This is a genomic window from Oscillibacter sp. ER4 (genome assembly GCF_000765235.1).
In the GTDB taxonomy this organism is placed as follows: domain Bacteria; phylum Bacillota; class Clostridia; order Oscillospirales; family Oscillospiraceae; genus Hominicoprocola; species Hominicoprocola fusiformis.
The window spans coordinates 1-12,230 of sequence record NZ_JPJG01000054.1; the positions used below are offsets into that span (position 1 = coordinate 1).

A 12,230-nucleotide genomic window follows, 5' to 3' on the forward strand; every position below is an offset into this window, starting at 1 on the left:
CTTGCCGCCTGCTCTTCACAGACAGCAAGCCCTTTCGGCTGCTTGAACAATTTTTACTTCAGAATATTGTCTAACTTTTTGGGGTCACTTCAATATTCAGCCGGACGTTTTTTCACTTGTCATTTTAGCAGTTCGTCGATCGCGCGGTAAAGCTCGGAGAGCGTCTCCTCGTCATTTTGCTGGATGGCGGCGGTGACGCAGGTCTCCATGTGGTTGCGCAAAATCTGGCGGCTGGTTGAGCGGATGGCGGACTCCACCGCGGCGAGCTGGATCAGCACCTCGGAGCAGTCACGGTCGTCCTCCACCATCTTTTTGATGGATTCGAGGTGCCCGATGGCGCGCGCAAGGCGGTTGCTGATCTTTTTCGTCTGCTCGGGGTCATGGACATGCCCGTGCACATGGGGGTGCCCGTGGCTGTGCTCATGGACGTGTTCGTGCTCGATCATGGCATTCTCCTTTAGAACTTCAGCGCGCCGACGCTCGCTTCCACGGTTCGGATATACGCGCGGTCGATGATCTGCTGGGCGACGGCCTCGAGATATGGCGTGAGGGGCATGTCGTTGTCCATCTCGGGCACCTTGCTGCGGAGCAGGTCGTAGATAGCCTGCGTGCCCTTGGCGCAGCGCTTATCCTCATAGCAGTCGAGCGCCTGACCGTCGCAGATGAGCTCGGCGGCGAGGATATACTTGGCGAGGTGCATCGAGTCATAGGCCTTCTTGGCGGCGTTGTAGCCCATGTTGACATAGTCCTCCTGGTTGGCGCAGGTGGTCAGGTTGTCGACCACGGCGGGGTGCGCAAGGATGAGCAGCTCGCCCTGAAGACCCGCGGAGGCGTACTGGATCATCATAAGGCCATTGTTGAAGTCGGCGTTCTTGTTGAGGAACGCCGGCAGCTCGCTCACCAAGCTGTTGAGCAGGCGGTCGATGCGGCTGTTGCTCATTTTGCACAGATCCGTGATCGCGATGCAGAGATTGTCGGACGCCATACCAGCATAGGTGCCGTCGGCATTGCAGCCCATCAGCGCGACCGCACCGCCGTCCTCTTCATCGAAGATGAGCGGGTTGTCGACGGACGAGTTGAGCTCGATAGCGAGCGTCGCCTGCGCGTCATAGATCGCAAGCGACGCGAACGCGGTGACGGACGTGGTGCCGGAGAGCAGGATAAGGCCTTCTTTGGAAGAAAGCACGACGGGCTTGAGGCCCGCGCGCTTGAGCGCCTCTGCGCCGTCAAGCGTTTCACCCTGATAGGTGGCCCTGCCCTCGCCGATCATCACCATGCCGATGTGGCCCTCGAGCGTCAGATAGCCGACGGAGCCATGACCGGGGACGATGGGGCTGATGCCCGCGTTGAGCATGTCGCGGATCAGCGCGAGCGTTTCAAGACGGATGCCCGTATGGCCGGAGCCGAAGTGGCAGAGCATGACAAACATCATCGCGCGCGTGCACTCCTCGGCGATGGGCTCGCCGACGGCGCAAGTGTGGGCGTAGATGTTGTTGCGCTGGATCGTTTCGCGGTCCTCTTCGGGGATGAACTTCTTCCAGTTGTCGCCAAGGCCCGTGGTCAGGCCATAGATGGCCTTGCCTTCGTGGCTGAAGCGGTCGACATGGGCGCGGCAGTGGTTGACGCGCTCTTCATATTCTTTGGAAAACGCGACCTTCGCGCCAAAGCGCGCGACACTGACGAGGTCGTTGATGGTGGCGGTGCCGCCAAGTGTAACAGTGTTCATATCGGATCGTACCTCTTGAAATGTGGGTTTCGCTCTCTTACAGGGAGTTGTCAGTCTTGTAGCCGTCTGCCTCGATGGCGATGTAGCGCACCTTTTTGCCCATCTCCATCTCGCCGTAGAACGCGACGTAGTACGGGCGGTAGAAGGGACGGTAGGATGCGACCTCCATCGAGGTGATGATGTGGCCCGAGTGGCGGCGCATGATGCGCATGGCGACGCGCTTGGCCTGGGCGATGATCTTCTCTTTGTCGAAGGTGGAATCCTGGCACATGTCGGGATCGAGGTCGGCTTCGTAAAGCGGGAGCGGCTGCTCGTGATAGCTCGCCGTGCAGCGCGTGCCCTCGACGATCATGCAGATCTTCTGCGAGTTGCCGCCCATCTGGCCCTTGCGGGTGAAAAAGCGCTCCACAAGGCCGGGCTTGAAATAGGCGTCGAACACGACTTCAAAGCTCTGCAAATAGAGCTGCTTCATCGTGATCTTGCCGCCGCCGTACATGGCCTTGCCAATCAGGTTGCCGCCGCCGCTGGCCTTGACAAAGGCCTCGGAGGCGGTCATTTTCTTTTGGGTGATTAAAACGTCCACTGTGCGGGAACTTCCTTGAAACGGAATGGGAGAGTAAAAAAAGCAAATACGAGAAAGACAGATTCCGCGGGGGAATCAGCCTACCTTTTCATCATACGCCAACGCTGGGGGAATGACAAGCCGCTTTTAGCGCGTTTTGTGGCAAAAACGAAAGAGTTTACACCTTTTTTCGGCAAGCGGAAACTGAAAAGCCGCTTTTTTGCGAAAGAAACAGCCACTTGCCGGTTCATGCCACTTTTGTGCATAACGCAGAAACGCATGACCGTTTGGCGTGAAAAGATTATACTAAGTTACCGTTGAAAAAAGCGTTGAATCCGTTGGGCGGCCCGCATGGCGAAGCGGGCGGCGATGCGCCGCGGATTCAACGATAATTCGTCGGCGAAGCATTATGATAAAATAAGAATGCTTCATAGCATCGTTGTATCAGTAGCTGCCAAACTCACTTACACGCTCTTCTTTCTCCAGAATGTGGCAGCCGAGCGGCACGGTAAGCGACGCGTCGTTGTCAACGTACTCGCTGCGCACAATAGGTTTTTCGAGGTTGCGGCTTGCTGTCCACATCTGCGTCCTCACAGGCCGCTGCTCTACGCTCTCCTTGGTGACGTAGCGGGCAAGCTGCTCGTAGTCATACGTCCCGATATACTCGAAGTCTACAACGTCGCCATACGGCCACAAACTACGTACCGTCTCCATATCGTCACCGGCAGCGTTTATCACGATATGGTGATGCAGCCGCCCTCCGCCGTGCTTGTCTTCGGTGGTGTATATGTACTTGAGTGTCTGCCCTCGCGCCTTCCTGTGCTCCCGCAAGTGCTTAAGAAAGTTGCGTACGTTCTTGATCGCACCGGCGCGCTTGGCTGGTAGATTCTCGTCACGGTAAGTCAGCGTCACAAAGAGATCGCGCGGGCCGAAGTTCGCGGCCAGTAGCATTTCCAGCTTCACGCGCGCCGCCTTGTCGTTCATGGCCTTCTGTGCTGCGGTCGTCATGCGTGACTTGACTGCACGCACGCGCAGGCCGTCCTGCGGCTCCGGCGCGGTGTATATGATCGTTTTGACGAGCCGCCCTGCGATGATCGTCTTTTTTCGTTTCGCCATATATGCCCTTTCAATGGAGATGGGAACGCCTCCGGCTGTTCGCCGGAGGCTTTTTCTATGCTGTTAAATCATCAATTTTCAATGCTGAACTCAGGCATTGCCTCGGAAGGAATACAAAAATCCTGCATCATGTCCGGCCCTCCTGCTGCGTCTTTGCGGGATGCTATTAAGTACGCTTGTGCAAGCACGGAGGGCGAAAACGACCACCCAAGAGCATCTGAGACCATCCGTGCATTTTCACCGTCGACTGTCTGCGGGCTATCCATGCCGCCAATGAAGAATCCCCACGGTTCGCCTGCTGGCAGATTGCGGCGGAACGCCGCGACTTTACGCGGGTCAAACGGCTTGTGACTGCCATAGGTCAAAACAGTATCCTCATAGGCGAAAACCGTGCGGTTGCGCTGCCATACGAAGCACAAGAGCTTTTCCATGCATGAGCTGACGAGGTTTGCGCCCTTTTCCGGTAGCTCGCTGGTCTCTGGCTCGCTCTTGGCTTTCTCGTGTTTCTTAAGCTGCGAGAGCAAGGCCTGCCGCTCCTTGTCGGTCATCTTCTCAATATATGCCATGATCTGTTCCGCGCGGCTGCTCATGCTGCGTTGCTCTCTTTCTCGGCGGCACATAGTGCCTGATATGCTATGTCGCCAAAGTCTGTGATCTCGTTCAGCAGCTTGCTGGCTGCGCGCATCAAGTTTTCAAGTCTGTGTACGTCGCCTTCGTAAAAGTCGGCATAGCAGCCCATCATCTCGCGCTTGATCGGGCTCAGCACCATTTCCGCGCGCATACAGTCCAGCAGCGTTTGCAGCGTCTCAGCGTTGGCGATGATCTCATCGACGGCGGACGACGCGCTGGTCTTCTTTTCAATCATGCCCCTACGCCTCCCTTCGCCTGCTGCGCGACCCACTCGCGCAGCCCTTCGGCCGAAATCACCGTGCGGTTACCGCACTTGAAGGCAGGAAACGACGGGGTACGGGACAGTTCATACACGCGCGAGGGGCAAAGACCCAGCAGCTCCGCCGCCTCCGGTACAGACAAAGCGAGCTTTTCCATTATCCTCGTGCCTCCTTTTCGCGCTGGCAGAACAGCAGAAAATCAAGATACTCACGAAATTTCTTTTTGTTCTCTGGCGTTAACTTGTCGTACATTCGCAGAATGTACTCGGTCGTTGTGTCTTTATTGGTATTCGTCATTGGGAACTCTCCTTTTGTTTTGATTTCGGCGGCGGTTATGCGCTGCGCGCGGGCGTGCCGCCTACGCCCCTGTGTGCCCGAATCGGGCACGGCCCGTGTTACTGCTGCACGAGATCGGCGACGGCGACGCCGAGGCCCGCCGCGAGCTTCTTCGCGGTATCGTTTGCACAACTCTTGCCGCTTTTGATCGCTGAAATGGTTACTCTGGATACGCCTGTGCGAATGGCTAACTCCTTTACACTTACATCTGCACGTGCAAGCTCTGTAGCAAACTTCACTTTATCGATTCTCATATCTTCCCTCCTTTTAATTAGCGCTCGCTATATTTATAAAATAGCTTAAGCTAATTCAAATGTCAATACTGTTTTCAGCTTTTGCTTGTTTTTTTCTTTTGCGTGTGCTATTGTAAAGACAATTCTAAGGATGAGGAGGGGTATTTTGACAGTAGGTGATAGGATCAAGGAACTTCGACGAGACAACGGCTTGACCCAAAAAGAACTTGCTAACGCTATGGGAGTTACCGCCTCAATGATAGGACAGTATGAAACTGGAATTAGAACTCCCAAATATGAAACTCTTGAGCGAATTGCTAAAGCATTATCTGTCTCTGTTCCTATGCTGATGGGTGAAGATACTACGGTAGATATATGTCTAATTGCTATCAATCTGTCGGAAAAGTACGGATTGTCTACCGGGGATGCTGAGAATATTGTCAACGACTGTATTCATTCCCTAAAGCCTCTTTTCAGAGGCGAAGACGGCGCAAGGTTTAATGCTCTGCTCAGCTATCTTAATGCTGAGGGCCGGAAAGTTGCCTACGAGCGAGTTCGAGAACTTACAGAAATCCCACGTTATCAAAAGCAACCCGTGCAAGAAGAATAAAAAATACCCGCCGAGGTACTGCGAATACCTCGGCGGGCGAATGCAAAGTTCCCAATGACGAATAAGGCGCTCTGCGTGTTTATTATAGCACGCAGGGCCGAAAAAGAAAAGAGGTTTTTTCATGGCAAAGCGTGCAAACGGCACCGGCACGGTGCGAAAGGTCACCCGCATGATCGGCGGGAAGAAATACGAATATTGGGAGGCCCGCTATACGGACGGAGTGGACCTCGGTACCGGCAAACAGCGGCGGCGCTCTATCTACGGCAAAACTCAGAAGGAGGTTATGCAGAAGCTCAAGGCCGCGACTGCCGCCATTGACAACGGCACCTATATCCAGCCGAACAAGCAGACGCTCGGTCAATGGCTCGATATCTGGGAAAAGACCTATCTCGGCGGCGTCAAGCCCCGCACGCGGGAGATTTACGCGGATAACATCCGGCTGCACATCAAGCCCGCGCCCGGCGCTGTGCGCCTTGAGGCGCTGAACACGCACGAGATACAGCAGTTCTATAATGCCCTCGGCGAGCCGAGCAAGACGCGCAGCATAGGCCTTTCCCCAAAGACAATCAAGGACATTCACGGCGTGCTGCACAAGGCGCTGCAGCAGGCCGTCGAGATCGGCTATCTACGATTTAACCCCGCTGACGCCTGCAAGCTGCCGCGTGTGGAGCGCAAGGAGCTTGCACCGTTGGACGATGCGCAGATTACCGCCTTTTTGCAGGAGATCCACGGCGCGCGCTTTGAAACGTTGCTGACGGTGACGCTTTTCACCGGCATGCGCAAGGGTGAAGTGCTCGGCCTGACGTGGGACAGCGTGGACTTCAAGTCCGGTACCATCACGATCAACAAGCAGGCGCTCCTTCACGAGCGCGACACGGGCGGCGGCTTCCGGCTCGGTAGTACGAAGAACGGCAAAAGCCGCACCATCGCGCCCGCCTCGGCGGTCATGGCGCTCCTGAAGCAGCACAAGACCGCGCAGGCCCAACAGCGTCTAAAGGTGGGGAGAATGTGGGAGAATACCGCCCTCGTCTTTACCGACGAGATCGGACGCCCGCTGACAAAAGCCACCGTATACCGCGCTTTCAAGCAGGCTGCGGCAGCAATCGGGCGGCCTGAAGCCCGCTTTCACGATCTCCGGCACTCCTACGCCGTCGCTGCCATCCGCTCCGGCGACGATATCAAGACGGTGCAGGGCAATCTGGGCCATGCCACAGCAGCCTTTACGCTTGATGTATACGGCCATGTCACCGAGCAGATGAAGCAGGCGAGCGCTGCACATATGGACGCTTATATCAAGACTGTTTCTAAATAAAGCAGCGCCCAGACGGTGTCCGATTCGGACATCCTCTGGGCGTTGCTATGCGAAGCCGAAAAGCGGCTTGCTTTTTGTCGGCTCTCATGTTATCCTGTCGGTGGCGCTGCACGAACGGCAGGCGGTTAGCACTTCCCTGAAGGGAGGTGATGTCTATGGTTACTTACGGTGAGCTTTTTGCTTACACGATGGTATTGATAGGCGTTGCAACTCTGGTTTTCCAGATTTGCAAAAGAAAATGACCGCCCCCGGCCAAGGTAAGCGGTCAAAATCTTTGACTAATTCCTGAGGCTAACCGCTTGTCGCAGCGCCTCTTTCTACGCTCATTATAGCAGGTCATACCGCCTTGTCAAGTCTCGGTTTACACCGAGGCTTTTTCTCTGCGCTCAGCGGCCGTTGTCGCGCTCCAGCGTCTCCGTAATTGCACGGTTGATAAAGGCGTTGACGCTTTCACCCCGCGCCTGTGCGTGGGCTTTCAGCTCCTCCTTGCGGCCCTTTGGAAACGTAACGTTGACGCGATCATAGTTTGCCTTGACATATTTATTTACAGCGCGCTGCTGCGCCTTGCTGACCTTGCTCTCCTCGCTCATGCGGCGGTTTCCTCCTTTGCGGGGGGCCGCAAAATATCGCGGCACCTCTCCTATTATGGCTAAATTATAGCGCATTATCTATTGGTGTCAATATATAATATGTACAAATATATTGATGCAAATATGTTTGCTCTGTCAATTGATATTGGTGTAAATATATGCTATATTATAATCACAGCAAGGGAGAAGAGATCAAGCGAAAGCGGACGGGAGTACCGAGAGGGAAAGCAAGAACGCGACGCAAGAGCCGGGACGGATTTGGAAGTAGCAGCGCAAAGCGCAGACGCCACAAAGCCACCGGCCGCTCGATCTCCACCAGAAAAAGGAGGAAACAAACATGAGCACCAACGAAATGGAATGCAAGGCCCGCGAGCTGCGGCAGCTTCAAGCCCTCATCGACGAGGCGACCGCCGAAGCCGAGGCCATCAAGGACGCGCTCAAGGCCGCGATGGGCGACGCTGAGAGCGTTCAGGCTGGCGAATACAAAATCACGTGGAAGGCCGTCACGAGCGCGAGAATTGACACAGGTGCGCTGCGTAAGGCGCTGCCGGACGTCGCCGCAGCTTTCACCAAGGAAAGCACCGTGCGCCGCTTCTGTGTGGCGTAGAACGCGCCGAGAGCGCACAGCGGGTAAATCCCCTCATCCCTCTCCTGCCGACGCGCTGCGAACGTTTCGGCGGGCTATGCAAGGCTCCCAATGACGAACACGGGCAAAGGACTGCAACACGAATTGTTAAAATCTTGGCAATCTCCGCCGAGGTGTGGGCGCATATACGCGCCCCGCTCGGCGGCTTTTTCGGCCCTCCGGCGTGCTGATTTTCCCCACCGTCGAGCGCGTAGGGGAAAAAATAGGGGAAAAAGGCATTTGCAGGGGAATAGGAAAAGCCTTGCAACCCTTGAGATTGCAAGACTTTTGCTCTGGAGGTGACACCCAGATTTGAACTGGGGAATGAGGGTTTTGCAGACCCTTGCCTTACCACTTGGCTATGTCACCGTATGGAAAAAGGAGCAAAATCATTGCTCCTTTTTCATTTGTGGAGCGGGCGACGAGGCTCGAACTCGCTACCTCCACCTTGGCAAGGTGGCGCTCTACCAGATGAGCTACGCCCGCGAATGGTGCCTCAGGCCAGAATCGAACTGGCGACACGCGGATTTTCAGTCCGCTGCTCTACCAACTGAGCTACCGAGGCATATCAAGCCGCTATTGCAGCCTGATGAATGGCGACCAGGAAGGGGTTCGAACCCTCGACCTCCGGCGTGACAGGCCGGCGTTCTAACCAGCTGAACTACCTGGCCGAATTTATGGTGGGAACAACAGGGCTCGAACCTGTGACCCTCTGCTTGTAAGGCAGATGCTCTCCCAGCTGAGCTATGCTCCCCACTCGAAATAATCGCTTCGGCGAACGACAAGGATTATTATACAGAATAACCCCTGCCGTGTCAACCTTATTTTTTGATTTTTTCAAAAAATTTTTTGAAAAGGGAAATGCATTACTTTCCCTGCTTTTTCAGATCGGCGATCATGGCGGTCAGATCCTCTTTTGTAAAGTTCTGCACCCTGTCACAGAACTGGCAGGTGAGTTCAGCAGAGCCCTGCTCGTCCACGATCTTTTCAAGCTCCTTTGACCCCAGCGACAGCAGCGCGCGCTCCGTGCGCTCGCGCGAGCAGTAGCAGCGGTATTCGATCGGATCGACGGAGAGGATCTCCATGTCAAAATCAGACAGCACCGTTTTGAGCAGCACCGCAGGATCAGGATTCTCCTTTAAGAGATTCGTCACGCTGGGAGCTGCGTAGATGCCGCCCTCGACCTTGGTGATGACGTCCTCGCCCGCGCCGGGGAGGAGCTGGATGAGATAGCCGCCCGCGGTGAGCACGCTGCGGTCGCGGTCGATGAGCACGCCCAGGCCGCAGGCCGACGGCACCTGCTCGGATTCGACATAGTAGGCGGCCACGTCCTCGGCAATCTCGCCGCCAAGCAGGTCGACCGTGCCGACGTAGGGCTCGCGCATGTTGAGGTCCTTGATGACCGTCAGCGTGCCGCTGCGGCCGACGGCGGTGCCGACGTCCAGCTTGCCGTCCTCGCGCAGGGCGAGATCGACGGCGGGGTTCTGCACGTAGCCGCGCACATTGCCCTCAGAGTCCGAAACGGTCAGGATGGTGCCGAGCGGGCCGTCGCCCTTGATCTGCATCGTGACGCTTGCGCCGTTATCCTTGAGTGCGTTGCCCATCATCGAACAGGCCGCGAGCGCGCGGCCAAGCGCCGCCGTGGCGACGGGAGAGGTGTGGTGGATCTGGCGGGCGCGTTCGGTCAGACCGCGCGTGTAGACCGCGACAGCGTTGACAAAGCCATCTTTCGAGATGGCGCGGACCAGACAGTCCTTCTGTGCTTCCATATATGGTTCCTCACTTTCTGATACAACTGAAGTAAATGCGGCCGTCGCGCTCGTTCGCGCGGCGCAGCTTGAGCTCGCCATGCGTGCGGATGGCCGTGAAACCGGCCTCTTCGAGCCACGCGGTCAATTCTTCGACCGTGTAGGCGCGCTGGTGGTGCTCTTCAAAGTCGCGCTCCCACGCGCCGTCCGGCTGGAGGCGGAAGAGGTCGACCTCGTAGTCGAGCATTTTGACGTTTTTGCGGTAGCGCGTGCGCCAGAGGCAGAACACGTCCTCGCGCTCGTCGAGCAGCACCTCGCCGTCGAGTTTTTCCATTTTCGAGACGGCGTGGATGTCGAACACCAGCGACCCGCCGGGGGCGATGGTGTCGTGCAGGCGGTTGAATGTGCGCTGCACGTCGCGCGGACGCGTCAAATAGTTGATGCTGTCGAGGCAGCAGATCGCGGCGTCGACGCTGTCAAGCAGTCGCAGCTGCGGCATCGACTGGCACAAAAGCAGCGGCGGGGAATTGATCGCGGCGAGCTTCTGCTGTGCCTGCGCGAGCATCTCGGGCGAATAGTCGACGCCCGTGACCGTGTAGCCGCGTCGGGCGAAGAGCACGGTCATCGTACCCGTGCCGCAGGCGAGGTCGAGCAGCGACTTGACAGGACGCTTTGCGCGCAGAAAGAGCTTTTCGACAAAGCTTGCGCGCTTTTCGTATTCCACGTCCTCGGTCAGCTCGTCGTAGGACGCGGCGAGAGCTTCGTAGCTGTCCATGCCCGTCGCCTTCCTTTCTGCAAATATCCCATATAGTTTAGCAGAGAGTGCGAAATTAGTAAAGTGCCGCGCCCGCATTTTCTCGCGCCGCACCGCTTTGGCCGCAGCGGCATAGACTGCCCCAAATGAAAAAACGGGGAGGAAGCGCATGAAGGAGCATCCGCGTTTGACGCTGGGAGAAGATTTTGCCCAGGAAAAAAGCTGGCAGTGGGAGGACATCACCGTCCTGACCGCCCGCTTGACGCTGCCGCAGACAAAAGGGGAGAGCCGGCGCGAGAAGCGCTTCGACCGCTATTACCGCGCACTCGCTGATGCCTATTTTGCCCGCTGCGAGCAGAAATTGCTGCCAGATGCCGCAAAGACCTGCCGCGCGGCGATGGCGCGCTCCGCCCCATGGCAGATGACGGCGGTGACGCTTACCTACCGCGTAAGCGCGCAGACGGAGGATGCGGTCGTTTTTACCTTCGAGGTAAATGACGGAGAAAGTGTCCTGCGCCGCTGGGAGGAGGGGTGGGAATGCAGCGCGTTCCTGCCGCTTTTTAAAGCGGAACGTGGTTCCGCGCTTGCAACATAAGCGCGCGAGCGCGGTTTTGGGCACCCGGCGGGCGCGGAAGGGGGAGCAGCCCGAAGGGGCTGCGTCTTTGGTTCTCCCGCAGCGTGCGGGAGTGCGCAGTAAGGGGGCCATTCTCTCACGTGAGAGAATGGCCCCCTTGAACCCCCAAGAGAACGCGAGGGGAGTCCCCCTCGACCCCCGACATTGGCAGCCCCAATCTCGAAGAGCTGCACGCGCTGCGCAATCAGGTGCGGTGTACATGGCTTCGCCATGAATCTTCTGCGATTCGTTACGTCTTGCAACCGCGCCTTACTATCGTGAGGCGCGAGTGACGGTAGAACGGCGGCAGACTGCTTACCGAATGCGGCATTGCTGGCGCTCGCCGCATTGATTAGCACTCCGGTAGACGGTGATTACTGCGCACTTCTACAAGATAGGCAGAGCGGCAGCGGATGATAGGAGCACATCAAGTCGTATAGCAACACCCAACGCGGCAACGCCGCGCGCAGGCAGTTGCATTCCGGAGGCATAAAAGTCATTCAAGCCCGAGACTGCCAATCAAAAGCCTTTCTCTTGGGGTTCCAAAGGGGCCATTCTCTTTTGCGAAAGAGAATGGCCCCTTTGCCCCCGCCGCCCGCAGGCGGCATATCCCTCCGCGCTGTGCGCGGAAAATATTGTGTTCCTGCTATCGCAGGAACCTTATTTTTCCTCAGGATTGAGCTTTGCCAGCATATCGATCGCCATAGTATAGCTCTCGAACCCGTGTCCGCGGATCTGGGCGATGCAGGCGGGGGCGGTGACGGACAGGTGGCGGAACTCCTCGCGCTTCTGGATGTCGGACATGTGGACCTCGACGGCGGGGATGCTGACGGCCTTGAGTGCATCGTGGATGGCGTAGCTGTAATGCGTGTAAGCGCCGGGGTTGATGACGATGCCGTCGAACGCCGTGTCGGCCTCCTGAATGGCGTCGATGATCGCGCCCTCGTGGTTGGACTGGAAGCACTCCACGGCCACACCGCGGCTCTGTGCGTGCTCATAGATGCGGGCGCAGAGGGCGGCGTAGTCCTCCTTGCCGTAGATGTCTGGCTCGCGGCGGCCGAGCATGTTCATGTTTGCGCCGTTGATGACTAAGATTTTCATATGAGTATTCCTCC

17 protein-coding genes and 5 tRNA genes are annotated in these 12,230 nt (G+C 57.0%); 4 read left to right on the forward strand and 18 right to left on the reverse strand.

Annotated elements, in window-relative coordinates; all coding sequences use genetic code 11:
* Positions 1–119 precede the first annotated feature (119 nt).
* The 9 genes from NI20_RS0108465 to NI20_RS0108500 form a co-directional block, all read right to left on the reverse strand.
* On the reverse strand, positions 120–446 hold the full coding sequence (locus NI20_RS0108465; protein WP_033120979.1) for a metal-sensing transcriptional repressor: 327 nt from the start codon (positions 444–446) through the stop codon (positions 120–122).
* An 11-nt stretch (positions 447–457) separates the two neighbouring features.
* Positions 458–1,726: a histidine ammonia-lyase gene (hutH, locus tag NI20_RS0108470; protein WP_033120980.1), complete on the reverse strand. Its 1,269-nt coding sequence runs from the start codon at positions 1,724–1,726 to the stop codon at positions 458–460.
* Between the two features lie 37 nt (positions 1,727–1,763).
* Complete coding sequence (locus tag NI20_RS0108475; RefSeq protein ID WP_033120981.1) at positions 1,764–2,309, reverse strand: hypothetical protein; 546 nt, start codon at positions 2,307–2,309, stop codon at positions 1,764–1,766.
* A gap of 423 nt (positions 2,310–2,732) precedes the next feature.
* A complete protein-coding gene (locus NI20_RS0108480) occupies positions 2,733–3,404 on the reverse strand; it encodes a hypothetical protein (protein ID WP_033120982.1) in 672 nt (223 codons plus the stop codon).
* Between the two features lie 71 nt (positions 3,405–3,475).
* Positions 3,476–3,994 (reverse strand): hypothetical protein, encoded by a 519-nt coding sequence (locus tag NI20_RS0108485; RefSeq protein ID WP_033120983.1) that lies wholly within the window; start codon positions 3,992–3,994, stop codon positions 3,476–3,478.
* Positions 3,991–4,269: a hypothetical protein gene (locus NI20_RS0108490; RefSeq protein ID WP_033120984.1), complete on the reverse strand. Its 279-nt coding sequence runs from the start codon at positions 4,267–4,269 to the stop codon at positions 3,991–3,993. The genes NI20_RS0108485 and NI20_RS0108490 overlap by 4 nt, the downstream gene beginning before the upstream one ends.
* Entirely contained in the window at positions 4,266–4,451 is a 186-nt protein-coding gene (locus NI20_RS0108495) for a helix-turn-helix domain-containing protein (RefSeq protein ID WP_033120985.1), read from the reverse strand. Before NI20_RS0108495 ends, NI20_RS0108490 begins: the two co-directional genes overlap by 4 nt.
* On the reverse strand, positions 4,451–4,591 hold the full coding sequence (locus tag NI20_RS15070; protein WP_156108594.1) for a hypothetical protein: 141 nt from the start codon (positions 4,589–4,591) through the stop codon (positions 4,451–4,453). Before NI20_RS15070 ends, NI20_RS0108495 begins: the two co-directional genes overlap by 1 nt.
* A gap of 98 nt (positions 4,592–4,689) precedes the next feature.
* Positions 4,690–4,884, reverse strand: a complete 195-nt coding sequence (locus NI20_RS0108500; protein ID WP_033120986.1) for a helix-turn-helix transcriptional regulator — start codon at positions 4,882–4,884, stop codon at positions 4,690–4,692.
* Positions 4,885–5,029: 145 nt separating this feature from the next.
* Between NI20_RS0108500 and NI20_RS14205 the strand changes: the two genes are divergently transcribed.
* Together NI20_RS14205 and NI20_RS0108510 are read left to right on the forward strand one after the other, a co-directional pair.
* Positions 5,030–5,473 (forward strand): helix-turn-helix domain-containing protein, encoded by a 444-nt coding sequence (locus NI20_RS14205; RefSeq protein WP_052084537.1) that lies wholly within the window; start codon positions 5,030–5,032, stop codon positions 5,471–5,473.
* Positions 5,474–5,594: 121 nt separating this feature from the next.
* The gene (locus NI20_RS0108510) at positions 5,595–6,785 is read left to right on the forward strand and encodes a site-specific integrase (RefSeq protein ID WP_033120987.1); all 1,191 of its coding nucleotides are present in this window, start codon (positions 5,595–5,597) and stop codon (positions 6,783–6,785) included.
* Positions 6,786–7,171: 386 nt separating this feature from the next.
* Here the strand turns inward: NI20_RS0108510 and NI20_RS0108515 are convergent, their stop codons facing one another.
* Complete coding sequence (locus tag NI20_RS0108515) at positions 7,172–7,375, reverse strand: hypothetical protein (RefSeq protein WP_033120988.1); 204 nt, start codon at positions 7,373–7,375, stop codon at positions 7,172–7,174.
* 337 nt (positions 7,376–7,712) lie between these two features.
* Here NI20_RS0108515 and NI20_RS0108520 point away from each other — a divergent pair, with 337 nt between their 5' ends.
* Complete coding sequence (locus NI20_RS0108520; protein WP_033120989.1) at positions 7,713–7,982, forward strand: hypothetical protein; 270 nt, start codon at positions 7,713–7,715, stop codon at positions 7,980–7,982.
* A gap of 312 nt (positions 7,983–8,294) precedes the next feature.
* Here NI20_RS0108520 and NI20_RS0108525 read toward each other — a convergent pair.
* From NI20_RS0108525 to NI20_RS0108555, 7 genes are all read right to left on the reverse strand, one after another.
* A tRNA-Cys gene (locus NI20_RS0108525) sits at positions 8,295–8,369 on the reverse strand.
* Between the two features lie 41 nt (positions 8,370–8,410).
* Positions 8,411–8,486: transfer RNA gene (locus tag NI20_RS0108530), tRNA-Gly, on the reverse strand.
* A 3-nt stretch (positions 8,487–8,489) separates the two neighbouring features.
* A tRNA-Phe gene (locus NI20_RS0108535) sits at positions 8,490–8,565 on the reverse strand.
* A 29-nt stretch (positions 8,566–8,594) separates the two neighbouring features.
* Positions 8,595–8,671: transfer RNA gene (locus tag NI20_RS0108540), tRNA-Asp, on the reverse strand.
* Positions 8,672–8,678: 7 nt separating this feature from the next.
* A tRNA-Val gene (locus NI20_RS0108545) sits at positions 8,679–8,754 on the reverse strand.
* Positions 8,755–8,866: 112 nt separating this feature from the next.
* The gene (gene hslO, locus NI20_RS0108550; RefSeq protein ID WP_033120990.1) at positions 8,867–9,769 is read right to left on the reverse strand and encodes an Hsp33 family molecular chaperone HslO; all 903 of its coding nucleotides are present in this window, start codon (positions 9,767–9,769) and stop codon (positions 8,867–8,869) included.
* 10 nt (positions 9,770–9,779) lie between these two features.
* Complete coding sequence (locus NI20_RS0108555) at positions 9,780–10,523, reverse strand: class I SAM-dependent methyltransferase (RefSeq protein WP_033120991.1); 744 nt, start codon at positions 10,521–10,523, stop codon at positions 9,780–9,782.
* A gap of 148 nt (positions 10,524–10,671) precedes the next feature.
* Between NI20_RS0108555 and NI20_RS0108560 the strand changes: the two genes are divergently transcribed.
* Entirely contained in the window at positions 10,672–11,097 is a 426-nt protein-coding gene (locus NI20_RS0108560; protein WP_033120992.1) for a hypothetical protein, read from the forward strand.
* A 678-nt stretch (positions 11,098–11,775) separates the two neighbouring features.
* On the opposite strand, the gene aroQ is transcribed toward NI20_RS0108560, so the two are convergent.
* On the reverse strand, positions 11,776–12,216 hold the full coding sequence (aroQ, locus tag NI20_RS0108565; RefSeq protein ID WP_033120993.1) for a type II 3-dehydroquinate dehydratase: 441 nt from the start codon (positions 12,214–12,216) through the stop codon (positions 11,776–11,778).
* Positions 12,217–12,230 lie beyond the last annotated feature (14 nt).